Raw genomic sequence first — 23,812 nt, 5'->3', positions numbered from 1 at the left:
CCGATGAGCCAGGCGGCACAGAACCTGAACTGGTTGATCACCAACTTCGTGGACAACACCCCCGGGGTGTCCCACACCGTCGTGGTGTCCGCCGACGGACTCCTACTGGCGATGTCCGAAGGCTTCCCCCGCGACCGCGCCGACCAGCTCGCGGCCGTGGCATCCGGTCTGACCTCGCTGACCGCGGGGGCCTCCCGGATCTTCGAGGGCGGCAGCGTCTCGCAGACGGTCGTCGAGATGGAGCGCGGCTTCCTCTTCCTGATGTCCGTCTCCGACGGGTCGTCCCTGGCGGTGCTGGCCCACCCGGAGTGCGACATCGGCCTCGTCGGCTACGAAATGGCGCTGCTCGTCGACCGCGCGGGGGCGGTCCTCACACCCGACCTGCGCGCCGAACTACAGGGCAGTCTGCTGCACTGACCGGCTCCGGCACCATCCACCTCACCAAATCACCGTCCGGCCGCCACAATCCCCCCACCGGCCCCGTCAGACGGCTTGACTGACCGACTTGCTGTCCCGCCCGGAGGATTCATGACCCCGCCCCCCGCCTCTCATGATCCGTACGCTGAGCCGTACGGGGATGAGGGCGACCAGCCGCTGGTACGTCCCTATGCGATGACCGGCGGCCGGACCCGGCCGCGCTACCAGCTCGCCATCGAGGCACTGATCAGTACGACGGCCGATCCGGCAGCGCTGATGGGACTGCTCCCGGAGCACCAGCGGATCTGCCACCTGTGCCGCGAGGTGAAATCCGTGGCCGAGGTCTCTGCGCTCCTCGCCATGCCGCTGGGCGTGGCCAGGATCCTCGTAGCGGACCTCGCGGAGGCCGGCCTGGTGGCCATCCACCAGCCGGGCGGGGACGAGAACAACGGTGGCGCACCGGATGTGACGCTGCTCGAAAGGGTGCTCAGTGGACTTCGCAAGCTCTGACGGGGGCCGGGCGACCACCTCCGCGAAGATCGTGGTGGCGGGTGGCTTCGGCGTGGGCAAGACCACGTTCGTGGGCGCCGTCTCGGAGATCAACCCGCTGCGCACGGAGGCCGTGATGACGTCCGCTTCGGCGGGCATCGACGACCTCACCCACACCGGGGACAAGACCACCACCACGGTGGCCATGGACTTCGGCCGCATCACACTCGACCAGGACCTGATCCTCTACCTGTTCGGCACCCCCGGCCAGGACCGCTTCTGGTTCATGTGGGACGACCTCGTCCGCGGCGCCATCGGCGCCATCGTGCTCGTCGACACCCGCAGGCTCGCCGACTGCTTCCCCGCCGTCGACTACTTCGAGAACAGCGGACTGCCCTTCGTCATCGCCCTCAACGGCTTCGACGGCCAGCAGCCCTACAACCCCGACGAGGTCCGCGAAGCACTCCAGATCGGCCCCGACGCCCCCATCATCACCACCGACGCCCGCCACCGCGCCGACGCCAAGTCCGCCCTCATCACCCTGGTGGAACACGCCCTCATGGCCCGGCTGAGGTAACCGAGGCACCACGAGTAGCCCTCAAATCGGCAGCGCCATACGGAAGTTGTCGTAGATGCACCGGAGCCGGCTGTGTCCTTTGACATGGTCGGCCCCGGTGTTCATAACGTTTCGGCAGAGGAATCGCGTGGTATGGCCACGCGTCGCGCACATACGGTGCCGCTGTGCGCACATTCCCCCGGTTTTTTGCCAGGGCTAGTTGTTTATGCCCGTTTTATGTGGGACGTGCGTCACGTGGAACCACCCGTTTCCACTGTTTGGAAGAGCGCATGTCGACGTGCTGGAATGCCTGAACTACCCAATGGTCAAAGACGTACTCACCGGTAGTGGGCCGCCTATGGCGGACAGGGTTCTGAGACATTGCGGCACAACGTAGGTGCCGACCGCCGAGAGGTTGTTGGTCGAGTGAGGCGAAGCAAGAACGGCCCCGAGCCGTCGGCCCGGGGCAATTTCACCCCGCCGCCGCGCGGTGCGGCGCCCGCGCGCGTGCCCGGTTCGGAACCGACGGCCGCGCCCACCGCGAGCGGTGGCCGGTTCTCCCCGCGCAACTGGCGGGTGCCGACCCGGCTGAACGCCATCCTGCTCCTGCCCGTGCTGGTCGGCCTGGTCATGGGCGGTTTCCAGGTCAACAGCTCGATCAACACGTGGCAGGACGCGCAGGACGCCGAGCACACCGCTCGCCTGGTGCAGGCCTCGCTGGCCTACGCCGACGCCCTGTATCACGAGCGCGACGTCAGCGCGGCCCCCCTGCTCCAGGGCAAGGGCCAGAACGACCCGACCGTCGCCGAGGCCCGCGGGGTCACCGACAAGGCCGCGGACGCCTTCGACCGGGCCGCGCAGTCCATGCCGCACAAGGCCGGTCTGGATCGCCGGCTCAAGCTGTTCCGCGACGCCGAGCCCGAGTTGCAGAAGCTGCGTGCCGCGGCGTTCAGCTCCAAGCTGCCCGGCGTGCAGACCGAGGAGGGCTACGTCAAGGTCGCCCACCCGCTGATGGAGTTCGCCAACGAACTCGGCCTGGGCACCGGCAACATCACCTCCTACGGCCGTACCGTCTACGCCATCTCGCTGACCAAGGCCGCGCTGTCGCTGGAGCGCTCGATCGGCATGCACCTGCTGATCAAGCCCGGCCCCGACGCCGCCGGTCTGGCCGGGCAGCGCGTCGCCCTGTCCTCCTACGCCTACCTCGAGGGCATCGCCGTCGAGGAGTACATCGGCGGCGGCACCCAGGAGGACGCGGACAAGCTGGACGCGCTGAAGAAGGAGATCCAGGCCAACGCGGCCACCATGGCCCAGCAGGCCAAGGCCAAGGACCCGAACTACGTGGCCCCGCCGCAGGACCCGACCCAGATGGTCACGGCGCTGGCCACGCTGGGCAGCACGGACCCGGCCGAGCGCGCGGCTCTGGCACAGCAGGGCATCACGCCCGAGAACTGGTGGGCGGTCAACACCCTCAAGTTCGACGCCTACCGCCAGATCGAGTCGGACATGGCCGACACCGCGGTGAACGAGGCGGCCTCGATCGCCGACAACGCCAAGCAGTCGACGTTCATCACCGGCGCGATCGTCCTGGTCGCCCTGCTCGCCGCCTTCATCCTGGCCGGTCTGGTGGCCCGTCAGATGAGCCGATCGATGCGCCGGCTGCGCAACGCCGCCTTCGGCATCGCCGAGCAGCGCCTGCCGATGCTGGTCGACCAGCTCTCGCGCACCGACCCCGGCCGCGTCGACACCCGGGTCGCGCCGATCCCGATCACCTCGACCGACGAGATCGGCGAGGTCGCCCGCGCCTTCGACCAGGTGCACCGCGAGGCCGTCCGGCTCGCCTCCGAACAGGCCCTGCTGCGGGGCAACATCAACGCGATCTTCACCAACCTCTCGCGCCGCAACCAGTCGCTGATCGAGGGCCAGCTGACCCTGATCACCGACCTGGAGAACAACGAGGCCGACCCGGACCAGTTGGAGAACCTCTTCCGCCTGGACCACCTGGCGACCCGTATGCGCCGCAACGGCGAGAACCTCCTCGTCCTCGCCGGCGAGGAGCCCGGCCGCCGCTGGGACCAGCCGGTCCCGCTGGTCGACGTGCTGCGCGCCGCCTCTTCCGAGGTGGAGCAGTACGAGCGCATCGAGCTGTCCGGCGTGCCCGAGGCCGAGATCCACGGCCGCGCCGTGACCGACCTCGTGCACCTGCTGGCCGAGCTGCTGGAGAACGCCACCACGTTCTCCTCGCCGCAGACCAAGGTCCGGGTCACCGCGACCCGGCTGCCCGACGGCCGGATCATGATCGAGATCCACGACAAGGGCATCGGCCTGACCGCCGAGGACTTCGCGGACATCAACCACAAGCTGGCCAATCCGCCCACCGTGGACGCCGCGATCTCCCAGCGCATGGGTCTGTTCGTGGTCGGCCGCCTCGCCGACCGGCACGGCGTCCGCGTGCAGCTGCGCCCCTCCGGTGAGCAGGCCGGCACCACCTCGCTGGTCATGCTGCCGGACGCGATCACCCACGGCGGTGGCGGCGAGCAGGCGCTGGACCGCGACGACTTCACCGTCTCGCAGATCATCCCGGAACAGGAGTTCCAGGGCGAGGACTTCGGCGCTCCCCAGCCGATGCTCACCGCCGCGGAGCTCGGCTTCGACGACAGCCGGTACGCCGACGCGCCGGACGGGTCCCGGGAGTTGGACCCCGTCGGCCGCTCCCTCAAGCGCGAGGAGCGCCGCGCCGCCCTGGAGGCCCAGACGCACGACCGGCCGGCGGGCCCGGAGACGGCCGAGCCGGCCGGGTTCCCCGACGAGCACGCCGGGCAGCAACCGCAGTACGACACCGGGCAGATGCCCTTCCCGGAGCAGGGCGGGTACGACCCGCAGACGTCGTACGAGGAACCGCGGCACTCTGCGTACGACCAGCAGCAGACGGCGTACGGCGAGCAGGGCCGGCCTGCGTACGACGAGGGGTACTACGCGCCGAACGGCGGTACGCCGCAGGGCGATGCCTACTCGTCCAACGGCGGCTACCCCGACCCCGGCTATGCGGAGCCCGGGCAGCAGGAGCACGCGTCGGCGCACGCCGCGGCGCCGGAGGCGTTCGCCGGCTTCCAGGAGCAGTCCTACCAGGACGACTGGCCGCAGCGGGACGGGTACCGGAACGGCTACCCGGACCAGTACGCTCCGGAAGCGGAATCCTCGCAGGCCGCTGACGTGACCGAGGCGGACCGCGTAGGCTTCGAGCGTCCGGGACCGGCCCCTTCCGCCGTCCACGAGCTGACCGACGCCGGGCTGCCCCGCCGCGGATCGGTCGCGAGCGGTTCGAACGGCGCGGGGCCCCTGGACCAGGAAGCACCGACCCATACTCCGGAGAGCGACGGCGACGCCTGGCGTTCGGCGAACGACAAGCGCTGGCAGCAGGCCTCGCAGCTCCGCAAGCCCAAGGCAGGCGGAGTGACCTCCTCCGGGCTGCCGCGGCGTGTGCCCAAGGCCAACCTGGTCGAAGGCACCGCGGAATCAACCCCGCAGGGAGGCCCACAGGTCTCCCGCGCCCCCGAGGACATCCGGGGCAGGCTGAGCAACCTGCGCCGGGGCGTCCAACGGGGACGCAGCGCAGGAATTGACAAGAACGGCCAGGCCACAAGGAATGAACACAGTGGTCCTGACAGCACCTACAACCAGGAGCGTTAGTGTGAGCCCGATGAGCCAGGCGGCGCAGAACCTGAACTGGTTGATCACCAACTTCGTGGACAACACCCCCGGGGTGTCCCACACCGTGGTGGTCTCCGCCGACGGACTCCTTCTGGCGATGTCCGAAGGCTTCCCCCGCGACCGCGCCGACCAGCTCGCGGCCGTCGCCTCCGGTCTGACCTCGCTGACCGCCGGTGCCTCGCGCATCTTCGAGGGCGGCAGCGTGAACCAGACGGTTGTGGAGATGGAGCGGGGATTCCTCTTCATCATGTCCATTTCCGACGGTTCTTCACTCGCGGTCCTCGCACACCCCGATGCGGACATCGGCCTCATCGGGTACGAGATGGCCCTTCTGGTGGACCGTGCGGGCACGGTCCTGACGCCGGATCTTCGTGCGGAACTCCAGGGGAGCCTTCTCAACTAACAGACAGCCGGTGCGTTTTGGCGTCCCGGGGCCGTAAGGTTTCGGGACGCGGCTTCCACCCGTTGGATGCCCGGCACAGTCGGAGGAGGAGAGAACGTGGCAACACCCCCAGGCGGTTCGTCTTCGGGCAACTGGTCGTACGGCCCTGCCCAGGGCACGCACGACGGCTCGGCGAATCCGTACGGCTTCCCCTCCACCCCCCACCACCGGCAGCCATACGCGCCGCAGGGCCCCGGTCCGTCACCGTACGACCAGCCGCCCGCGCCGCGTATCCAGCCGGTCCAGCCGCAGCGACGCACCCCTGAACCGGCGCCCGCGGGGGCGTCGAACAACCCCCTGGTGCGCCCGTACGCCATGACGGGCGGCCGCACCAGGCCGCGGTACCAGCTCGCCATAGAGGCACTGGTGCACACCACCGCGCAGCCGCACCAGATGCAGGGCCAGCTGCCCGAACATCAGCGGATCTGCCATTTGTGCCGCGAGATCAAATCGGTGGCCGAGATCTCGGCCCTGCTTTCGATCCCTCTCGGCGTGGCCAGGATCCTCGTCGCCGACTTGGCGGAGGCGGGCCTGGTCGCCATCCATCAGCCCGGCGGCGACGAGAACGCCGGTGGCCAGCCAGACGTGACACTGCTCGAAAGGGTGCTCAGTGGACTTCGCAAGCTCTAGCGGCGGTCCTTCCCGCTCCACCACCTCCGCGAAGATCGTGGTGGCGGGCGGCTTCGGCGTGGGCAAGACCACGTTCGTCGGCGCCGTCTCGGAGATCAACCCGCTGCGCACGGAGGCCGTGATGACGTCCGCTTCGGCGGGCATCGACGACCTCACCCACACCGGGGACAAGACCACCACCACGGTGGCCATGGACTTCGGCCGCATCACACTCGACCAGGACCTGATCCTCTACCTGTTCGGCACCCCCGGCCAGGACCGCTTCTGGTTCATGTGGGACGACCTCGTCCGCGGCGCCATCGGCGCCATCGTGCTCGTCGACACCCGCAGGCTCGCCGACTGCTTCCCCGCCGTCGACTACTTCGAGAACAGCGGACTGCCCTTCGTCATCGCCCTCAACGGCTTCGACGGCCAGCAGCCCTACAACCCCGACGAGGTCCGCGAAGCACTCCAGATCGGCCCCGACGCCCCCATCATCACCACCGACGCCCGCCACCGCGCCGACGCCAAGTCCGCCCTCATCACCCTGGTGGAACACGCCCTCATGGCCCGGCTCCGCTAGCACTCGGGACGAACGGGCAGGCGGCCCTCCCACACGGGGAGGGCCGCCTGTTTTCTGCCGTCGCAAGGGCTCGACCACGGCACGGGTACGACGGAAGAGGGCCCCTCCAAGCGGAGGGGCCCTCTTCCGTCGTGGGCGGCCGGCTCTACCGGCGGGCCGGCCTAGCCGTGCCAGCTGTGCGGGGCGCGGAAGCCGTTCTCGCGCTCCAGCCGGCGCCAGCCGGCCTTGGCGCGGCCGCGGTGGGCCGGGGTCGTGTCGGCGGGCCGGGCCGCGGCGCGGGCCAGGAGGATGGCCGTGATGGCGGCGACCTCCTCGGGCTCGGCGTGGCCCTTCTCGACGCGGATGTCTACGTTGTCCATGGGTGTCAGTCTCCGTGGCTGAGGGGTCCGCGGGATGGCCGCGGCTCGTCCGCTGGGTTACTGCGGGGGGTTGCCGTGCTTGCGGGAGGGCAGGTCGGCGTGCTTCGCGTGCAGCATCGCCAGGGACTTGACCAGGACCTCGCGGGTGTCCGCCGGGTCGATGACGTCGTCCACCAGGCCGCGCTCGGCCGCGTAGTACGGGTGCATCAGCTCGGCCTTGTACTCCTTGACCATCTTCTGCCGCATGGCCTCGGGGTCCTCGGCCCCGGCGATCTGACGGCGGAAGATGACGTTGGCCGCGCCCTCGGCGCCCATCACGGCGATCTCGTTCGTCGGCCAGGCGTAGGTGATGTCGGCCCCGATCGACTGGCTGTCCATGACGATGTAGGCACCTCCGTACGCCTTGCGCAGGATCAGCGAGATCCTCGGCACGGTGGCGTTGCAGTAGGCGTAGAGCAGCTTGGCGCCGTGCCGGATGATTCCACCGTGCTCCTGGTCGACGCCGGGCAGGAAGCCGGGTACGTCCAGAAGAGTGACGATGGGGATGTTGAAGGCGTCGCACATCTGTACGAAGCGGGCGGCCTTCTCGCTGGCCTCGATGTCCAGGACACCCGCCAGGACCTGAGGCTGGTTGGCGATGATGCCGACGACCTGACCGTCCAGACGGGCCAGCGCGCAGATGATGTTCCGCGCCCAGCGCTCGTGGACCTCCAGGTACTCGCCGTCGTCGACGATCTCCTCGATGACCTTGACCATGTCGTAGGGCCGGTTGCCGTCGGCCGGGACCAGGTCGAGCAGGACATCGGAGCGGCGGTCGACCGGGTCGGCCGACTCCACCCGCGGCGGGTTCTCCCGGTTGTTCTGCGGGAGCAGGGACAGGAGGTAGCGCACCTCGGCGATGCACGTCTCCTCGTCGTCGTAGGCGAAGTGGCACACACCGGAGGTCTCGGCGTGCACGTCCGCGCCGCCCAGGCCGTTCTGGGTGATCTCCTCGCCGGTGACCGCCTTGACCACGTCCGGGCCGGTGATGAACATCTGCGAGGTCTCGCGGACCATGAACACGAAGTCCGTGAGCGCGGGGCTGTAGGCGGCGCCGCCGGCGCACGGGCCGAGCATCACGCTGATCTGCGGGATGACCCCGGAGGCCTTGGTGTTGCGCTGGAAGATGCCGCCGTATCCGGCCAGGGCGGAGACGCCCTCCTGGATCCGGGCGCCGGCGCCGTCGTTGAGGGAGACCAGCGGGGCACCGGCCGCGATGGCCATGTCCATGATCTTGTGGATCTTCGTGGCGTGGGCCTCGCCCAGCGCGCCGCCGAAGATGCGGAAGTCGTGGGCGTAGACGAAGACCGTCCGGCCCTCCACCGTGCCCCAGCCCGTGATCACACCGTCGGTGTACGGCTTCTTGGACTCGAGGCCGAAGCCGCTCGCCCGGTGCCGGCGCAGCTGCTCGACCTCCTGGAAGGAGCCCGGGTCCAGGAGCAGTTCGATCCGCTCCCGCGCGGTCAGCTTGCCCTTGGCGTGCTGTGCCGCGGTCGCCTTCTCGCTGGGGCCCGCCACCGCCTGCGCACGGATCCCGTGCAGCTCGGCGACCCGCCCGCGCGCGTCCGCCGGCTCACCCGTCGTCTCTTCCAAAACGGTCATGTAGCGACCTTACGAAGGACACCTGGGAAAGCGGGCCGTTGACTCCGTACAGTCTCCGACCCGTTTTCCTGGTGCCACTGAACAGAACCATGACGGCTTGCAGCCCTTCCAACTGTTCAGAGGGCTTCCGCGTTGTGGGGATGCCACAAAGTCACGACATGGGAGCCTGCTCACATTCGGATCAGGCACATGCCATCGCTGGAGTGACGCGCAGACCCGGACGGCGGTGGGCTCGCACAGAGCGTAGCCGCCGTCCGGGGGCGGGACGGCGGCGGGTCAGCAGCCGCCGCAGTTGTAGTACAGGACGTCCCAGTGGTTGCCCTCGTCGGCGTAGATGTTGCCGGAGCCCGACTGGTACTGGGGGGCGCCGTCGCCGCGCAGGCCGATGTAGGCGAAGTAGTTCTTGATGTAGTTGGTCACGCAGGTGTTCTTGCCGTAGTCGAGCTTGTAGCCGTTCCAGTGGGAGTAGGTGCCGGAGGCGTGACCGGTCTCGGTGCCGCCGGTGACGTTGAGGGCGCAGCCGCTGGCCCGCTTGAGGGTCTGGGCCCCTTGCGCGGTGGCGAGGTTGAGCTGGTCGAAGGACGTGCAGGTCGAGACGTTGCGGTCGGAGCAGTTGCCGGACGAGGACCAGGTGATGCCCACGTCACGGAACATCTGGGTGGCGGTGGCGTGGCTGATCTTGGTGGCGGCGGAGGCCTCGGTGGCCGTGCCGATGACCGCGACGCCGGGGGCGACGATCAGGGCGAGGGCGGTGACTGCCGCGCGGGCCTTGGTGAGCTTGCTGACCTTCGTGGTCTTCATTGGGGGAACCTTCCTGCTGTCGGCCGTGCGTCCTGTGGGGCGGCTGTGCAGGTGGTGCAGGGAGATAGTGCCCGAGGTCTACGCGCGTCCGCCAGAGGGCGTAGGCGATTACTGTGCGCGATCCGGCAAACACGCCCCGGATGATGTTGAAAGTCGAACGGAATAGGTCTACTGTCGTAGTCGTTCACTTCGTTGAATCTTCAACTTACTCGGCGCTCTGTCTCCGCGCCGAGCGACCCGCCATCCTCAAGGAGCACCTCATGGGCATCTTCGGCCGCAAGAACGACACCGCCGGCACCACCACCACCGCCGCCCCGGCCGCCGTGAACCCCGACCTGGCCGCGCTCACCGGCGACTACACGATCGACCCGGCCCACTCCACGCTCGGCTTCGTCGCGCGGCACGCCATGGTCACGAACGTCAAGGGCAAGTTCAACGACTTCACCGGCAGCCTGCACCTGGACGGCACCGACCCCGCCGCGTCCACCGCGTCCATCGACGTCACGATGGACAGCATCGACACGGGCTCCGCGGACCGGGACGGCCACCTGAAGAGCGCGGACTTCTTCAAGACCGAGGAGTTCCCGCAGATGACCTTCCGCTCCACCAAGGCGGAGGCCGTGGGCGGCGACGACTACCGCATCACCGGCGACCTGACCATCCTCGGCGTGACCAAGCCGCTCACCATCGACCTGGAGTTCAACGGCGCCGCCAAGGACCCGTTCGGCAACGAGCGCGTCGGCTTCGAGGGCAAGGCCGAGATCCTGCGCTCGGAGTGGGGCCTGACCTGGAACGCGGCCCTGGAGACCGGTGGCGTCCTGGTCTCCGACAAGATCAAGCTGAACTTCGACATCTCGGCCGTCAAGAACGCCTGAGCCGGGCTCAGAAGCCGCCCCCGAAGTCGCCGCCTCCTCCGCCGAAGTCGCCTCCCCCGCCGTCACCGAAGCCGCCGCTGAAGTCACCCGGGTCGAAGTCCGCGCCCGACAGGTCACCGCCCTGGTAGCCGTCGTAGGCGCCGAAGTCGCCGTAGCCGGTGCCGTAGCCGGCCGCGTACGACGGGGTGGCCATCATGCTGCCGAGCAGCGTGCCGACCAGGAGGCCGGGCAGGAGGCCGCCGCCGAAGTAGCCGCCCGCCCAGGGACCGTACGCGGGGCCGGCGTCCCAGTAGGGGCGGCGGCCCCAGTCGGTGTCGACCTCGCGGACGTGCGGGTCGCGGCCGTCGGCCAGGCGGGCCCCGTCGGCGGCGCACACCGGGACCTGACGGGGCGATCCGCCCGGGGGCGTCCAGGTGGCGTCGGTCACCGAGGGACCGTGGCGCGGGTCGAAGAAGCAGGGCGGCCGGCGCTCGGGCAGCGGACGGCCCTCGCGCCGCGCGGCGAGCTGGGCGAGCGAGAAGCGCCCGTCCTCCAGTGCCTGGGTCACCGCCCGCACGTCCTCCGGCCTGCGGGCGTCGGCCATGTACTGCTTGGCCTGCTCGTAGGCGTCCAGAGCGCGCTCGTAGTCCGCGCGCATGGCGTCGTCCGCGCCGGCCTCCGCCGGATGGAAGTCGAGGCGGTCCAGCTCCTCGCCGAAGGCGGTGATGTCCTCGTCGACGACGACCCGCAGCTTCTCCAGCCCGGCCCGCTGCTCCGCCTCCCGGCGGCTCCTGCCGCGCCGGACCAGGGCGTACGCGCCCACACCGCCCGCCACCAGGACCGCGCCGGCGGTGATCAGCGCCGTGTTCGAGACCGTGCCGCCGTGCCCGGGGCCGCCCCAGGTGGAGGGCGCCGAGCCGCCCATGTTGGCCAGGGCCCGGTCGGTGAAGTCGGTGAGCTGGGTCCGGGCGTTCTCGCCCTGGACGCTGGTGACGAGATTGCTCACGGCGGTGCGCGACAGCACCGGGGAATCGGCGCGGGCGTCGAACCGGTCGCCGAGGCGGACGGCGTAGGCGCCGGTGATGCCGGTGGCCGTGCGCAGCTCGGTGAACAGGTTCCGCGTCGGGTAGTTCGCGGGCAGGACGGCGATGAACAGGGGTTTTCCGGCGTCCTTGATCCGCCGGGTGAGCGCGGCGGCGTCGGCGGGCGGCAGCTGGGCGGACGCGGCCGGGTCGACGTAGACCGGACCCTTGCGGAGCGCCTCGGCGATCGCGGAGACGCTGGTGGCCGCCGAGACCCGCGGCACGCCGCCCGGCGCCGGCACCCGGGCCACGCCGTCCGGCAGGACGTTCACGACCGGTGCGTCGGGCGGGACGTTCACGACCGGGGCGGTCACGGTCCGGGGGGTGCCGGCCGCCTCCGTCCCGGCGCCCGCCGGTCCCACCGCCGCGACGGAGGCCGGCGCCGCCACGGCCATCACGGCGGCCGCGAGTGTGAGCAGCGGGCGCAGAAGAACTCGGGCCGGGGCGACGACCTTCATGCTTCGAAGCTACCCGAAGGCGGACAGAACCGGCTCTCCGGACCGTGGCTGCGCACATGGTGGGGGCGTCCCGCGCACCCGCGCGGGACGCCCCCACCATTCACGGGTCACGCGGCCGAGCAGGCCTTCGTGAGCTGTTCCACCGCCGCCCCGTACCGTCCGGTCAGCAGCAGGTGATCCGCGTCGGCGAAGGGTTTCGCCACCGCCGCGCTCATCCGCCCGTCCGCCTTCTGCTGGACGATCAGCCGGGCCTTGGTGACCAGCTCGCGGCCCACGGCGTCGGCGCCCACCCGCTCGGCCGCCCGTGCCGCGAGACCCAGCGCCTTGAGCGTCGCCGTGCCGCCGGCCGGGACGCCGGTGAGCGTGGTCAGGCCCCAGCCGTAGGGGAACTGCGGGTCGTACGCCGTGTCGCCCACGTTGATCGGGAGCTGCTCCTGCGACTTCGGCCAGGTCACCGGGAGCTGCCCGGTGAAGGGCCGGGTGCCGTAAAGCACGTCGGCCACGCCGTCGCCCTCGGTTCCCGGCAGCCAGGAGGCGACGAGGGCATCGATCTTCCCGAGCCGGTCGCCGATGAGCTGCGGGCGCCCGGAGACGACCAGCACCACGCACTTCATGGCCCCGCACACCTTGTCCACGGCGGCCCGGTCGGCGGCCGACAGCTGGAGGTCGTGCCCGTTGCCGACGTCGCCGACGCCCTCGGCGTACGGGGTCTCGCCGACGACGACCACCCCCACGTCGTGACCGGCCGTCGCGGCCGAGGCGTCCTTGGACCAGGTGACGTTCCCGCCCGCCTTGCGCATGGCCTGAAGGATCGTGGTGCCCTGGGTGTGGGTGCCGGAGGCGCCCTGCCAGGTGATGGTCCAGCCGCCGGTCTGGTTGCCGAGGTCGTCGGCGTTGGACCCGGCCACGTAGACCTTCGCCTTCTTCTTCAGCGGCAGCAGGCCGCCCTTGTTCTTCAGCAGCACCTGGGACTCGGCCGCGGCCTGCCGGGCCACGGCGCGGTGCTCGGCGGAGCCGATCCGGGAGGCGCCGGCCGTATCGGCGTAGGGGTGCTCGAAGAGGCCCAGTTCGAACTTCTTGGTGAGGATCCGGGAGACCGCGTCGTCGATCCGCTGGGAGCTGATCCGCCCCGCCTTCACCTCGGCGATCAGGGTCGCCCGGAACTCCTGGTACGCGTACGGCACCATGATCATGTCCACGCCGGCGTTGACCGACGCTCGGACCTGGGCGGCGGCGTCGCCGGGGAGCTGGTCGATGGCGGCCCAGTCGCTGATGACGAAGCCGTCGAAGCCCATGCGGCCCTTGAGCACACCGTTGATCATGTCGCCGCGGGCGTGCATCTTGACCGGGCCCTGCCCGTCGCCGACGACGTCCAGCGAGGAGTACGAGGGCATGACCGAGCCGATGCCGCGGTCCACGGCCGGCTGGTACGGCGCCAGGTGGATGTCCTCCAGCTGCTGCCGGGTGACCCTGGTGACGCCCTGGTCGGTGGTGTAGGTGCCGGTGGTGGAGGAGCCGTACAGGGTGCCGCCGTCGCCGACGAAGTGCTTGGCGGTGGCCAGCACCTTGTCGCCGCGGCTCAGGTCGCGCCCGTCCGCGCGCCCCTGGAGGCCCTGGATGACGGTCTCCATGGATTCGACGAGCGCCGGGTCCTCGCCGAAGGACTCGTAGGAGCGGCCCCAGCGTTCGTCGCGGCTGACGCACAGGCAGGGCGCGAAGTCCCAGTGGATCCCGGTGGCGCGGACCTCGCTCGCCGTCACCGCGCCGGTCTTCTCGGCCAGCCGGGGGTCGCGGGTGGCGCCGATGCCGACGTTGTGCGGCATGATCGTGGCGCCGGCCAGGTTGTTGTGCCCATGCACCGCGTCGACCCCGTAGATCAGCGGGATCTGGAAGCGGGTGGCCCGGGTGCGCAGCTGGAAGTCGTCGATCATCTTCGCCCAGGCCTGGGGGGTGTTGGGGGTGGGGGTCGAACCGCCGCCGGACAGCAGGGAGCCGAGGGCGTAGACGGCGATGTCGCCCGGCGCGGTCATCGCCCCGCGCTCGGCCTGGGTCATCTGCCCGGCCTTCTCCTCCAGGGACATCCGGGAGAGCAGGTCCGCGACCCGCTTCTTCACCGGCAGCCTGCTGTCGAGGTACGGGAGCCCGTGCGCGTCGACGACGATCTGCGGGGTCTCGGCGGGGGCCTTGGCGCCGGTGACGGTGAGCTGGAGCGGGATCGTCCCGGCGGGCTTCGCCGCCTTGGGCCTGAGGGTGGTGACCTTGAGGGTGCGGGAGGTGCCGGAGGCGGTGCCCGCGGGGAAGGTGAGGGTGCCGGAGACCGGGGTGTAGTCCTTGCCGGGCTCGGCGGTGCCGCCGCCGGTGCGGTAGGCGACCGCCACCGGCTCGTCGAGCGGGGCGGAGCCGGTGGTGGCGACGGTGACCTTCACCGCCGCCGTGCCGCCCCCGCCGACCGGGTAGACCGCCGCGTCGGTGGTGACGGAGGCGCGCAGCGACTGGTCGGCCCGGCCGTACAACTGCACGTCGTCCATGGCGAACCTGCCCTTGACGCCGGTCGGCAGGGTGACGGCGTAGCCCCACATCCCGGTGAGACCGAGGACGTGGTCGATGCCGCCGACCGGCTGGTAGTCCGTGCGGTAGGTGAAGTCGGCGAAGGGCAGCTCGATCTGTTTCCAGCCCGTGAAGTCGTCGGTGAAGGAGGTCGTCCACAGCTCGGACGCCTCGCCGTGCGCACCGCCGTCCTTGATCTCGAAGGCGATCTTCCTGCCGTTGTCCTGGCCCTCCCACCAGAACCGGATGCCCTTGTGGGCGGACCAGTCGTGGGCGGGCAGGTCGGCCGCGAAGTCGTGCGTGAAGCCCCCGTAGCCGCTGATGTCGTACGTGCCGGAGAGGACCTTGGCACCCTCGGGCGCGTCGGAGCGGTCGGCGAGCCGCAGGGTGGGCGGATCGTCGCTGTCGCCGCCCCAGGTGAAGATGCCCTCGGCGGGCTGGCCGGCGAAGGGCACCTCGCCCTCGAAGCGGTCGATGGACACGGGGTCGGGGGCCGGGTCGTCGGCGTTGTCGGCCGCCCGCGCCGACGCGAACGGGAGCAGGGCGGCGAGCAGACCGGCGGAGACGAGCAGGGCGGTTCTTCGCATGGACCTTCCCTCGGCTCTGGGACTTCCCTGGGCTCATGATTCACTCACGACTTAGATCACGCCTTGAGTGAACTAGCGTCAGCCCACTGCCGTCAAGACTTCACACTGGACTGGAGGCTGGCCCAACTCCCCGCCGAATGCGGGCAGTTACCCCTTCAGCACCTGAACGCGCACCCTCTTGACTCGGCCCCGAAGCCGTCATTTACTCACCGCTCGCACGCCCCTGTCCCCCACCTCACGAAGGGCGGCACCCGATGCACCCCTTTCCCGACGGACGCGGTTTTCCCGGCAGACACGGTCGCGCGCTGCGGCTGCTGCTCGCCGGACTGCTGTCCACGGCGGGCCTGACGGCCCTGGGCGCCCCGGCCGCGCACGCGGCGGGCGAGCCCGTCACCGCCTGGCTGACCACGACCGACGACTCCGGCGGGCGCCACGTGGTGCGCGGCCTCGAACAGCAGACGCTGTTCGCCTTCCAGTCCGGCACCGGAGGCGGCGGCGAGAACATCACCGTCGACGAGAACACCCGCTACCAGACCTTCACCGGCGGCGGCGCCTCCTTCACCGACACCGCGGCCTGGCTGATGAACAGCAGCGGCGCGCTGTCGCAGGCGACCCGGGACGCGACCATGCGGAAGCTGTTCTCGCCCACGGACGGGATCGGGCTCTCCTTCCTGCGCAACCCGATGGGCGCCTCCGACCTGGCGCGGGGCGGCTACACCTACGACGACGTGCCGGCCGGGCAGAGCGACCCGTCGCTCTCGAAGTTCTCCATCGCGCACGATCTGGCCGACGTGGTGCCGCTGACCCGGCAGGCGCTCCAGCTCAACCCGGCACTCACGGTGATGGCCTCGCCCTGGACCGCGCCCGCCTGGATGAAGGACAGCGGGCAGCTCAACGGCGGCTGGCTGAAGGCGGAGGACTACGGGGCGTACGCCACGTACTTCGTGAAGTACCTCCAGGCCTACCGGGACCAGGGCGTCCCGGTCGCCTACGTGACCGCGCAGAACGAGCCCACCTGCTGTTCCGGCTATCCCTCGATGAGCTGGAACGCCGGCGGCCTGGCCTACTTCACCAAGAGCGAGCTGCTGCCCAAGCTCCAGGCCGCGGGCCTGTCCACCAAGGTGCTGGCGCACGACTGGAACTGGGACACCTACGACTCCTACGCCGCCCAGACGGTGGACGACGCGGCCGTGCGCGCGCACCCGAACTTCGGCGGCATCGCCTGGCACGGCTACGGCGGCGACGTCGCCGAGCAGACCACCGTGCACAACCGGTATCCGCAGCTGGACGCCTTCGGCACCGAGCACTCGGGCGGCACCTGGATCGGCCACCAGCAGCGCGAGGACATGCTCAACATCGTCGACTACACCCGGAACTGGGCGAAGTCGGTGACCAAGTGGTCGCTGGCGGTGGACCAGAACATGGGGCCGCACAACGGCGGTTGCGGCACCTGCACCGGGCTGATCACGGTGCACGACGGCGACGGCCGGTCGGGGCAGGTCGACTACACGGTCGAGTACTACGACATGGGCCACCTGACGAAGTTCGTACGGCCGGGCGCGCAGCGGATCGCGTCCACCGCCTCCTCGGCGGTGCCCAACGTGGCCTGGCGCAACCCGGACGGCGGCAAGGCCCTGATCGCCTACAACGACGCCACCACCGCGAAGACCGTCACGGTCAACTGGGGTTCGCAGCACGCCACCTACTCGCTGCCGGGCCGGACGTCTGCGACCTTCACCTGGTCCGGGACGCAGTCGGGCGGCGGCGGCAAGTCGGGCGCGTTCGTCGGGCTGGCGGGCAAGTGCCTGGACGTGGCGGGCGGTTCGCCGGCGAACGGCACGGCGGTGCAGCTCTACGACTGCAACTCCAGCGCGGCCCAGCAGTGGACGGTCCAGCCGGACGGGTCGGTGCGGGCGCTGGGCAAGTGCCTGGACGTGACGTCGGCGTCGACCGCCAACGGGGCGAAGGTGCAGCTCTACGACTGCAACGGCACCGGGGCCCAGCAGTGGTCGTACAACGCCTCGACCGGTGACGTGGTGAACCTCGCCGCCGGCAAGTGCCTGGACGTGACCGACAACTCCTCGGCCAACGGGGCTCGGGCGCAGATCTGGTCGTGCACCGGCGCGGCCAACCAGAAGTGGCGGTTGCAGTAGGACCGCCCGGCCGGCCGGGGGCTCCCGGCCGGCCGGACACCGGTCGCGGCACCGGGCCCGCGGCCCCCCGCGGACGTATCGTCGGGGGTGTCCCCGACATGACCACCCCGACCAGGAGCGCCGGCATGACCACACCTCGGGACCTGTTGATCGTCAGCATGGACGTCCCGTCCGAGCGCCCCGTCGAGCAGGGCGATCTGTCCCTCGCGCTGGCGGGCGCCGAACTGGCCGACCTCCTCACCGGCGGGGCCGCCGGCCTGGACGGCGACCGCATCGTGCCGCTCCCCCGCCAGGACACGGGGGACCGCCTCCTGGACCAGGCGGCGGCGTCGCTCGACGAGCGGCCGCCGTACGAGTCCGTCGAGGACTGGCTGTGGCGCCGCGGCGAGGGCCTGGCCGTGACCTACATCGACGCCCTGGACGCGGAGGGGCAGCTCACCGGGCGGCGGCACCGCTGGATGCCCGCGCGCGGCGGCCGGAAGGCGCCCGCCGACACACCGGCGCGGCGCCGGGCCGCCGAGCGCTGGTCCTCCCACGACCCCGTCATCGCCGGGCTCGCGGCCGCCGTCGGCATCGAGGCCGAGCCGGGCGCCCCGCTCACCGCCCCGGACGACGACGCCCTGGTCACCGTGCTGGCCACCGTCAACGACGCGGTGACGGAGCTGGAGGCCGTACGGCAGCGGCGGCGCATCGAGAACGCGGCCTTCGACAACATCTGGCGCGCTCCCTGACACCAGGGGCGAACCCGGGTGTGCCGACCTCCCACCGGGGCCGCGCCCACGGGCCGCGGCCCCGGCTTGTCGGCGTAGGAGACCCGGTCCCGGGCCGGCAGCCGGGTCCTCATACGTCCCCTCGCCTGCGAGCCGCCGTCCGCGGAACCGATGTCGTCCGCGTCCATGTCTCCGCTGTGACGGGCGGCGGACGGCGGGCTCGGGCGTCCGTTCGGCTACTTCGCCGGTTCCACGCCCGCGCGCAGCAGGCCGTAGGTGTACGCGTCCTCCAGGGCCTGCCAGGAGGCCGCGATCACGTTGTCGGCCACGCCCACCGTGGACCACTCGCCCTGGCCGTCCGAGGTGGAGATCAGCACGCGGGTGGTGGAGGAGGTGCCGTGCTTGCCCTCCAGGATGCGGACCTTGTAGTCGACCAGGCCGAGGGAGGCGAGCTCGGGGTAGATCTTCTCCAGGGCCACGCGCAGGGCGCGGTCGAGGGCGTTGACCGGGCCGTTGCCCTCGGCGGTGGCGACGATGCGCTCGCTCTTGGCCCAGAGCTTCACCGTGGCCTCGTTGGCGTGGGTGCCGTCGGGGCGGTCCTCGACGATGGCCCGCCAGGACTCCACGTCGAAGTACCTCAGCGGCCTGCCCTCGGCCTCGGCGCGCAGCAGCAGTTCGAAGCTCGCGTCGGCCGCCTCGTAGGTGTAGCCCTTGAGCTCGCGCTCCTTGACCCGCTCGACCACGCGGCCGACCAGTTCGCGGTCGTCGCCGAGGTCGATGCCGAGTTCCTTGCCCTTGAGCTCGATGGAGGCGCGGCCGGCCATGTCGGAGACCAGCATGCGCATGGTGTTGCCGACCTGCTCGGGGTCGATGTGCTGGTACAGGTCGGGGTCGACCTTGATGGCGGAGGCGTGCAGGCCGGCCTTGTGGGCGAAGGCGGAAACACCCACATAGGGCTGGTGGGTGGAGGGCGTGAGGTTGACGACCTCGGCGATGGCGTGCGAGATGCGGGTCATCTCGCGCAGCCGGCCCTCGGGCAGCACCCGCTTGCCGTACTTCAGCTCCAGGGCCGCGACCACCGGGAAGAGGTTGGCGTTGCCGACCCGCTCGCCGTAGCCGTTGGCCGTGCACTGCACGTGGGTGGCGCCGGCGTCGACGGCCGCGAGGGTGTTGGCGACCGCACAGCCGGTGTCGTCCTGGGCGTGGATGCCGAGCCGGGCACCGGTGTCCGCGAGGACGGTGGAGACGACCGCCTGGACCTGGGCGGGCAGCATGCCGCCGTTGGTGTCGCAGAGGATCACCACGTCCGCGCCGGCCTCCGCGGCGGTGCGGACGACGGCCTTGGCGTACTGGGGGTTGGCGCGGTAGCCGTCGAAGAAGTGCTCGCAGTCGACGAAGACCCGGCGGCCCTCGGCGCGCAGGTGGGAGACGGTGTCGCGGACCATCTCCAGGTTCTCCTCCAAGGTGGTGCGCAGCGCCAGCTCCACATGCCGGTCGTGCGACTTGGCGACCAGGGTGATCACCTCGGCGCCGGACTCCAGCAGCGCCCTGACCTGGGGGTCGTCCGCCGCCTTGGCGCCGGCCCGGCGGGTCGCCCCGAAGGCGACGAGCTTGGCGTGCCGGAAGTCGATCTCCTGCGTGGCGCGGGCGAAGAACTCGGTGTCCCGCGGGTTCGCGCCGGGCCAGCCACCCTCGATGAAGCCCACGCCGAAGTCGTCCAGGTGCCGAGCGATGGCCAGCTTGTCGGCGACCGTGAGGTTGATCCCCTCACGCTGGGCGCCGTCGCGCAGGGTGGTGTCGAAGACGTGGAACGAATCGTCGAGCTGGCTGGATGCGGTCATGGTCTCAAGGCTCCTGTTTGCAATCTCGGTCTTGCCGTCAATGACCGGCTCCACCGTCCCCCCAATGGTCCCTCGCGCAGCGGTCCCGGCTGTGGGTGGGCCAGGAAAACGAAAGACCCCTCGCGGGTGCGAGAGGTCTGCGCGCGGGTCGAGGACGACGATGGCCGCCCGTACCTGGTCGTACGTGGCGGTCACTGCGGACCGGCGCGCCTGCTGCCAATAATCATGGCGGACGAGAGCACGGGGGCAGTCTGGCACAGTCCCGCTCTCTCCGGACATCGCGTCTCAGGATGCGGGCGTGAGCTTGGACGCCTCCGCGGTCTCCACCCGCGTCAGATCCAGGTCCCTGGTCTCCCGCATGGTGATGTAGACCACGAGCGAGACGGCCGCACAGGCCGCCACGTACCAGAAGAATCCGGACTCCGCGCCGGCGTTCTTGAACCACAGGGCGACGTATTCCGCGGTGCCGCCGAAGAGGGCGTTGGCGAGGGCGTAGGGCAGGGCCACGCCGAGCGCGCGCACTCCCGTGGGGAACAGCTCCGCCTTCACGCACGCGTTGATCGAGGTATAGCCGGTGACCACGACCAGGGCGAGCAGGGACAGTCCGAGCGCCGGCCAGAAGCCGTCCGCGCGCCGCAGCAGGGTCATGATCGGCACGGTCAGGACCGTGGAGCCGACGGCGAAGGTGATCAGCAGCGGCCGGCGGCCGATCCGGTCGGACAGCCGCCCGGCGAGCGGCTGGAGGCAGGCGAAGACGATCAGCGCGGTGAAGGAGACGAGGGTCGCGGTCTGCTTGGGCAGGCCCGCGGAGTTGGCCAGGTACTTCGTCAGGTACGTGGTGTACGTGTAGTACGCCACGGTGCCGCCCATGGTCAGGGCGATCACCAGGAACGCCTCCCGCTTGTGCCGCCACAGCGCGCGCAGGGTGCCGCGTTCCTCGCCACCGGTGGCGTCGGCCTCGTACACCTCGGTCTCCAGCATGCTGCGGCGCAGGTAGAAGACCACGGCCGCGCCGAGCGCGCCGACCACGAACGGGATGCGCCACCCGTAGCTGTGCAGGGCCTCGTCGGACATGGTGTGCTGAAGCAGGATCTGGAGGCCGAGGCCGAGGATCTGGCCGGCGGTCATGGACACGTACTGGAAGCTGGAGGCGAAGCCGCGGTGGCGGGGGGCGGAGGCCTCGGTGAGGTAGGTGGCGCTGGCCGCGTACTCGCCGCCCACGGACAGTCCCTGGAGCAGGCGTGCGGCGAGCAGGACCAGGGCGCCGCCGTAGCCGGCGACGGCGTAGGTCGGCGCCACGGCGATGAGGACGGCGGAGGCCGACATGAGGGTGACGGTCAGGGTCAGGGCCGCCTTGCGGCCCTTCCGGTCGCCGACCCTGCCGAGCAGCCAGCCGCCGACCGGGCGCATGAAGAAGCCGACGGCGAAGATGCCCGCGGTGTTCATGAGCTGGGCGGTCGGGTTCCCGTCCGGGAAGAAGGCCCCGGCGAAGTACGTGGCGAAGCTGGCGTAGACGAACCAGTCGTACCACTCCACCATGTTTCCGGCCGAGCCGATCCAGATCTTCTTCCAGTGCTGTCGTCCCATGAGCCGTCACTGCCCCGGCCGGGCGGTGGGAACGCGCCGGAATCGGCCAAACGGAGCGGTCAGTTCAGGCGTCGTACGAAGACGTCCGGGACGCCGTTGGTGTCGTGCGGCACCAGGTCGGCGGCCGGGGAGGAGAAGACGACGGCGTGGCCCGTGCGGTCGACCGCGCGGGGGAGGGCGGTGGCGCCCGCCGGGGCCACCGGGTGCCGCCGGCCGGACGGCAGGGCGAGCAGGTCGAGTCCGCCGTCGCCGGACAGCAGCACGTGCCGCAGCGAGCCGTCGGCGGCGGCCGCCGCGGTGCCGGCCGCCTGCCGGACGCGTCCGGTGCGCAGGTCCTGGAGGTACGCGGTGGTCGTCCCGTCGGCCGCCGTGGCGTTGAACAGGGCGCGGCGGCCGTCGTCGGAGAGCCGGACGAGCGTGGCCGAGAAGCCGCTGCCGATGTCGGACTCGTGTCCGTCGCGGACGACGTGGATCCGCCCCTCGGTGCCCTGGCCCGTCCGGGCCGCCACGCCGTAGGCGACCGTGCGGCCGTCGGCGCTGAGCCAGGCGTTGCGGATCAGGCCCTCGGGCGGCAGCGGCGAGACCCGCCGGTCGGTTCCGGTGTCCAGGTCGCGGACGTAGAGCACGCGTGCGTAATCGTCGCCGTGGCGGTTGCCGAGGGTGTACGCCACGTGCCGGCCGTCGGCGCTGATCGCGGCCGCGGTGCCCAGTTCGTAGGAGGTGTCCTGCGGCGGCTCCTCGGGCCACAGCGGCTCCGTGCGTCCCGTGACGCGGTCGTACACGTACGGCTTGGGGTAGCGGTTGCCGTTGGAGTAGGCGACGTGACGGCCGTCGCCGCTGAGCATCGGTCCCGTGGTGTAGACCAGGTCCTCCGGGACCTGGGTGAGCCTGCCGGTGCGCAGGTCCTTGAGGTACAGGCGGGTGTCGATGCCGCCCTCGGGGTCCGCCGAGGAGAAGGCCGCGTAGCGGCCGTCGCCGCTGATGACGCCGCCGCCCGACGCCGCGGTCAGTTCGCTCCCGTCGGTGGCGGTACTGATCCGCTCGACGCGGGGCGCAGGGGGCGCGGCGACGGCGGCCGGGCCGAGCGCGAGCAGCAGGGCCGCCGCCGACACGGTGCCGGAGACTCTGCGGACGTGTGCGGCCATCGCCATGGTTCCCCCGAACCCGTTCCCCCGGTCCCGCACCGAGGACTCCCCGGATTCAAACGCACCGGCCGGTCCGCGGCAATGCGCCGGTTTACGTACAACCGGGACGGCTGATCAGGCGTCCGCGAGCCCCGGCCGGTTCAGTGCTTCATCGAGGAACTCCCGTACGTGGCACAAGACTTGGGCCCGGTCGGTGCCGCGCAGCCCGATCGCCACGTGGATGGAGAAGCCGTCGAGGAGGGCGCGCAGCCGGGCCGCGAAGCGGTCCGCGTCGACCGGCTGGAACTCGCCGCGCGAGAGGCCCTCGGCGACCAGCGCGACCAGGTCCCGGTGCCAGGCGCCCTCGATGGCGGCCTGCCGGTCGCGGGCGTCCTCGCCGGCGTTCAGCGAGCGGTTCCAGACCTCCAGCCACAGCGTCCAGTGCGGGTCGCGGTGACCGTCCGGCACGTACAGGTCGACGTAGGCGTCGAGGCGTTCGCGGACCGGGGCGGCACGGGCGAGCAGCCGGCCGCGCTCGGCGCCGAGCCGGCTCTCGCTCCACTCCAGCGTCTGCAGCAGCAGTTCGTCCTTGGAACGGAAGTAGTACAGCAGATGGCCGCTGCTCATCCCGACCTCGCGGCCGAGCGCCGCCATGGTGAGCTGCTCCAGACCGCGCTCGGCGATCATCTCCATGGCGGCGGCGAGCACCTCCTCACGCGGCGGCGCGGGGGTACGTCTGCGGGGCGCCGGGGCGGTGCTCATGCCGGGACCGTCCGTACGGCGTCGGGCAGGAAGTGGGTCTCGTAGGGGCCGTAGCACTCGCCGAACAGCGTCGCCACCACCGCTCCGCACCCGCCGCACACCTGGTTCGGGCCCTCCTGACCGGTGGCCCCGCAGCACCCGTGCTCCTGGCAGGCGGGGTTGTACGACAGGAAACCGGCCGTGTCCCCTGGGCCGACCACCAGGGTGCCGCGCGGCCCGGCCGACATCAGGAATCCCGGGCCGTCGGGGTTCCCCACGCACACGCCGGGGAGGGCGGCCCCCGCCCACTCCGGGTCCGGGTGCGGCACGAACGGCGCCCCGCACGGCTCGGGGTCCAGGGCGTACGTGCCCGGCGGCACGGTCGGCGGGGCGTGCCGCGAGCCGTCCGGGTTCTTCCGGCCGTCGTACTCCGGGCGGGGCGGCAGTTCGGGCAGCGGACGCAGCGGTTTGGTGAGGTGGCGGGCGCAGGCCGCGCAGACCAGTACGTTCACTCGTATGT

General features: G+C 71.0%; 20 protein-coding genes. 10 read left to right on the top strand and 10 right to left on the bottom strand.

Annotation, left to right across the window (positions count from 1 at the left end):
- The first annotated feature begins 3 nt into the window (after positions 1 to 3).
- The 7 genes from ACWC91_RS13925 (at position 4) to ACWC91_RS13895 (ending at position 6,807) form a co-directional block, all read left to right on the top strand.
- Positions 4 to 417 (top strand): roadblock/LC7 domain-containing protein, encoded by a 414-nt coding sequence (locus ACWC91_RS13925; protein ID WP_018544706.1) that lies wholly within the window; start codon positions 4 to 6, stop codon positions 415 to 417.
- 111 nt (positions 418 to 528) lie between these two features.
- Positions 529 to 927 carry a DUF742 domain-containing protein gene (locus tag ACWC91_RS13920; RefSeq protein ID WP_141358025.1) on the top strand — a complete coding sequence of 133 codons (399 nt, stop codon included), beginning with the start codon at positions 529 to 531 and terminating at the stop codon, positions 925 to 927.
- Positions 908 to 1,483 carry a GTP-binding protein gene (locus ACWC91_RS13915; protein ID WP_100572092.1) on the top strand — a complete coding sequence of 192 codons (576 nt, stop codon included), beginning with the start codon at positions 908 to 910 and terminating at the stop codon, positions 1,481 to 1,483. Before ACWC91_RS13920 ends, ACWC91_RS13915 begins: the two co-directional genes overlap by 20 nt.
- 405 nt (positions 1,484 to 1,888) lie before the next feature.
- Entirely contained in the window at positions 1,889 to 5,152 is a 3,264-nt protein-coding gene (locus tag ACWC91_RS13910; protein WP_450644846.1) for a nitrate- and nitrite sensing domain-containing protein, read from the top strand.
- 10 nt (positions 5,153 to 5,162) lie between these two features.
- Positions 5,163 to 5,576, top strand: a complete 414-nt coding sequence (locus tag ACWC91_RS13905) for a roadblock/LC7 domain-containing protein (RefSeq protein WP_055493648.1) — start codon at positions 5,163 to 5,165, stop codon at positions 5,574 to 5,576.
- Positions 5,577 to 5,672: 96 nt separating this feature from the next.
- On the top strand, positions 5,673 to 6,245 hold the full coding sequence (locus ACWC91_RS13900) for a DUF742 domain-containing protein (protein ID WP_225081028.1): 573 nt from the start codon (positions 5,673 to 5,675) through the stop codon (positions 6,243 to 6,245).
- A complete protein-coding gene (locus tag ACWC91_RS13895) occupies positions 6,226 to 6,807 on the top strand; it encodes a GTP-binding protein (protein ID WP_100572095.1) in 582 nt (193 codons plus the stop codon). The genes ACWC91_RS13900 and ACWC91_RS13895 overlap by 20 nt, the downstream gene beginning before the upstream one ends.
- A 161-nt stretch (positions 6,808 to 6,968) precedes the next feature.
- Here the strand turns inward: ACWC91_RS13895 and ACWC91_RS13890 are convergent, their stop codons facing one another.
- The 3 genes from ACWC91_RS13890 to ACWC91_RS13880 all read right to left on the bottom strand — a co-directional run bounded on the left by ACWC91_RS13890 (position 6,969) and on the right by ACWC91_RS13880 (position 9,608).
- Entirely contained in the window at positions 6,969 to 7,166 is a 198-nt protein-coding gene (locus ACWC91_RS13890) for an acyl-CoA carboxylase subunit epsilon (protein ID WP_225079617.1), read from the bottom strand.
- A gap of 57 nt (positions 7,167 to 7,223) precedes the next feature.
- A complete protein-coding gene (locus ACWC91_RS13885) occupies positions 7,224 to 8,807 on the bottom strand; it encodes an acyl-CoA carboxylase subunit beta (protein ID WP_225079616.1) in 1,584 nt (527 codons plus the stop codon).
- Between the two features lie 276 nt (positions 8,808 to 9,083).
- The gene (locus ACWC91_RS13880) at positions 9,084 to 9,608 is read right to left on the bottom strand and encodes a hypothetical protein (RefSeq protein ID WP_141358036.1); all 525 of its coding nucleotides are present in this window, start codon (positions 9,606 to 9,608) and stop codon (positions 9,084 to 9,086) included.
- A gap of 260 nt (positions 9,609 to 9,868) precedes the next feature.
- Here ACWC91_RS13880 and ACWC91_RS13875 point away from each other — a divergent pair, with 260 nt between their 5' ends.
- Positions 9,869 to 10,483, top strand: coding sequence for a YceI family protein (locus ACWC91_RS13875; RefSeq protein ID WP_450644843.1), 615 nt, complete (start codon positions 9,869 to 9,871; stop codon positions 10,481 to 10,483).
- A 7-nt stretch (positions 10,484 to 10,490) separates the two neighbouring features.
- On the opposite strand, the gene ACWC91_RS13870 is transcribed toward ACWC91_RS13875, so the two are convergent.
- Together ACWC91_RS13870 and ACWC91_RS13865 are read right to left on the bottom strand one after the other, a co-directional pair.
- Entirely contained in the window at positions 10,491 to 12,002 is a 1,512-nt protein-coding gene (locus ACWC91_RS13870) for a hypothetical protein (RefSeq protein ID WP_450725907.1), read from the bottom strand.
- 107 nt (positions 12,003 to 12,109) lie between these two features.
- Positions 12,110 to 15,136, bottom strand: a complete 3,027-nt coding sequence (locus ACWC91_RS13865; protein ID WP_450725905.1) for a glycoside hydrolase family 3 protein — start codon at positions 15,134 to 15,136, stop codon at positions 12,110 to 12,112.
- A gap of 254 nt (positions 15,137 to 15,390) precedes the next feature.
- Here ACWC91_RS13865 and ACWC91_RS13860 point away from each other — a divergent pair, with 254 nt between their 5' ends.
- Positions 15,391 to 17,289 carry a ricin-type beta-trefoil lectin domain protein gene (locus ACWC91_RS13860; protein WP_450643518.1) on the top strand — a complete coding sequence of 633 codons (1,899 nt, stop codon included), beginning with the start codon at positions 15,391 to 15,393 and terminating at the stop codon, positions 17,287 to 17,289.
- Between the two features lie 125 nt (positions 17,290 to 17,414).
- Positions 17,415 to 18,020 carry a GOLPH3/VPS74 family protein gene (locus tag ACWC91_RS13855; RefSeq protein WP_281156769.1) on the top strand — a complete coding sequence of 202 codons (606 nt, stop codon included), beginning with the start codon at positions 17,415 to 17,417 and terminating at the stop codon, positions 18,018 to 18,020.
- 215 nt (positions 18,021 to 18,235) lie between these two features.
- Here ACWC91_RS13855 and cimA read toward each other — a convergent pair whose 3' ends face one another.
- The 5 genes from cimA to ACWC91_RS13830 all read right to left on the bottom strand — a co-directional run bounded on the left by cimA (position 18,236) and on the right by ACWC91_RS13830 (position 23,804).
- Positions 18,236 to 19,840 (bottom strand): citramalate synthase, encoded by a 1,605-nt coding sequence (cimA, locus tag ACWC91_RS13850; RefSeq protein WP_225079610.1) that lies wholly within the window; start codon positions 19,838 to 19,840, stop codon positions 18,236 to 18,238.
- Between the two features lie 285 nt (positions 19,841 to 20,125).
- The gene (locus ACWC91_RS13845; protein WP_450643519.1) at positions 20,126 to 21,427 is read right to left on the bottom strand and encodes an MFS transporter; all 1,302 of its coding nucleotides are present in this window, start codon (positions 21,425 to 21,427) and stop codon (positions 20,126 to 20,128) included.
- A gap of 59 nt (positions 21,428 to 21,486) precedes the next feature.
- The gene (locus tag ACWC91_RS13840) at positions 21,487 to 22,572 is read right to left on the bottom strand and encodes a TolB family protein (protein ID WP_450643520.1); all 1,086 of its coding nucleotides are present in this window, start codon (positions 22,570 to 22,572) and stop codon (positions 21,487 to 21,489) included.
- Positions 22,573 to 22,686: 114 nt separating this feature from the next.
- Positions 22,687 to 23,313, bottom strand: a complete 627-nt coding sequence (locus tag ACWC91_RS13835; RefSeq protein WP_450643521.1) for a TetR/AcrR family transcriptional regulator — start codon at positions 23,311 to 23,313, stop codon at positions 22,687 to 22,689.
- Positions 23,310 to 23,804 carry a hypothetical protein gene (locus ACWC91_RS13830; RefSeq protein WP_450643522.1) on the bottom strand — a complete coding sequence of 165 codons (495 nt, stop codon included), beginning with the start codon at positions 23,802 to 23,804 and terminating at the stop codon, positions 23,310 to 23,312. The genes ACWC91_RS13835 and ACWC91_RS13830 overlap by 4 nt, the downstream gene beginning before the upstream one ends.
- Positions 23,805 to 23,812: the final 8 nt, after the last annotated feature.

It is taken from the genome of Streptomyces sp. NPDC001204 (genome assembly GCF_053598035.1).
This window is presented reverse-complemented; position numbering and strand designations above follow the sequence as displayed.

Coding starts and splice junctions, on each gene's coding strand:
- ACWC91_RS13925 (WP_018544706.1), top strand. CDS start 4: ATGAGCCAGGCGGCACAGAACCTGAACTGGTTGATCACCAACTTCGTG.
- ACWC91_RS13920 (WP_141358025.1), top strand. CDS start 529: ATGACCCCGCCCCCCGCCTCTCATGATCCGTACGCTGAGCCGTACGGG.
- ACWC91_RS13905 (WP_055493648.1), top strand. CDS start 5,163: ATGAGCCAGGCGGCGCAGAACCTGAACTGGTTGATCACCAACTTCGTG.
- ACWC91_RS13890 (WP_225079617.1), bottom strand. CDS start 7,166: ATGGACAACGTAGACATCCGCGTCGAGAAGGGCCACGCCGAGCCCGAG.
- ACWC91_RS13885 (WP_225079616.1), bottom strand. CDS start 8,807: ATGACCGTTTTGGAAGAGACGACGGGTGAGCCGGCGGACGCGCGCGGG.
- ACWC91_RS13880 (WP_141358036.1), bottom strand. CDS start 9,608: ATGAAGACCACGAAGGTCAGCAAGCTCACCAAGGCCCGCGCGGCAGTC.
- ACWC91_RS13875 (WP_450644843.1), top strand. CDS start 9,869: ATGGGCATCTTCGGCCGCAAGAACGACACCGCCGGCACCACCACCACC.
- ACWC91_RS13870 (WP_450725907.1), bottom strand. CDS start 12,002: ATGAAGGTCGTCGCCCCGGCCCGAGTTCTTCTGCGCCCGCTGCTCACA.
- ACWC91_RS13865 (WP_450725905.1), bottom strand. CDS start 15,136: ATGCGAAGAACCGCCCTGCTCGTCTCCGCCGGTCTGCTCGCCGCCCTG.
- ACWC91_RS13860 (WP_450643518.1), top strand. CDS start 15,391: ATGCACCCCTTTCCCGACGGACGCGGTTTTCCCGGCAGACACGGTCGC.
- ACWC91_RS13855 (WP_281156769.1), top strand. CDS start 17,415: ATGACCACACCTCGGGACCTGTTGATCGTCAGCATGGACGTCCCGTCC.
- cimA (WP_225079610.1), bottom strand. CDS start 19,840: ATGACCGCATCCAGCCAGCTCGACGATTCGTTCCACGTCTTCGACACC.
- ACWC91_RS13845 (WP_450643519.1), bottom strand. CDS start 21,427: ATGGGACGACAGCACTGGAAGAAGATCTGGATCGGCTCGGCCGGAAAC.
- ACWC91_RS13840 (WP_450643520.1), bottom strand. CDS start 22,572: ATGGCCGCACACGTCCGCAGAGTCTCCGGCACCGTGTCGGCGGCGGCC.
- ACWC91_RS13835 (WP_450643521.1), bottom strand. CDS start 23,313: ATGAGCACCGCCCCGGCGCCCCGCAGACGTACCCCCGCGCCGCCGCGT.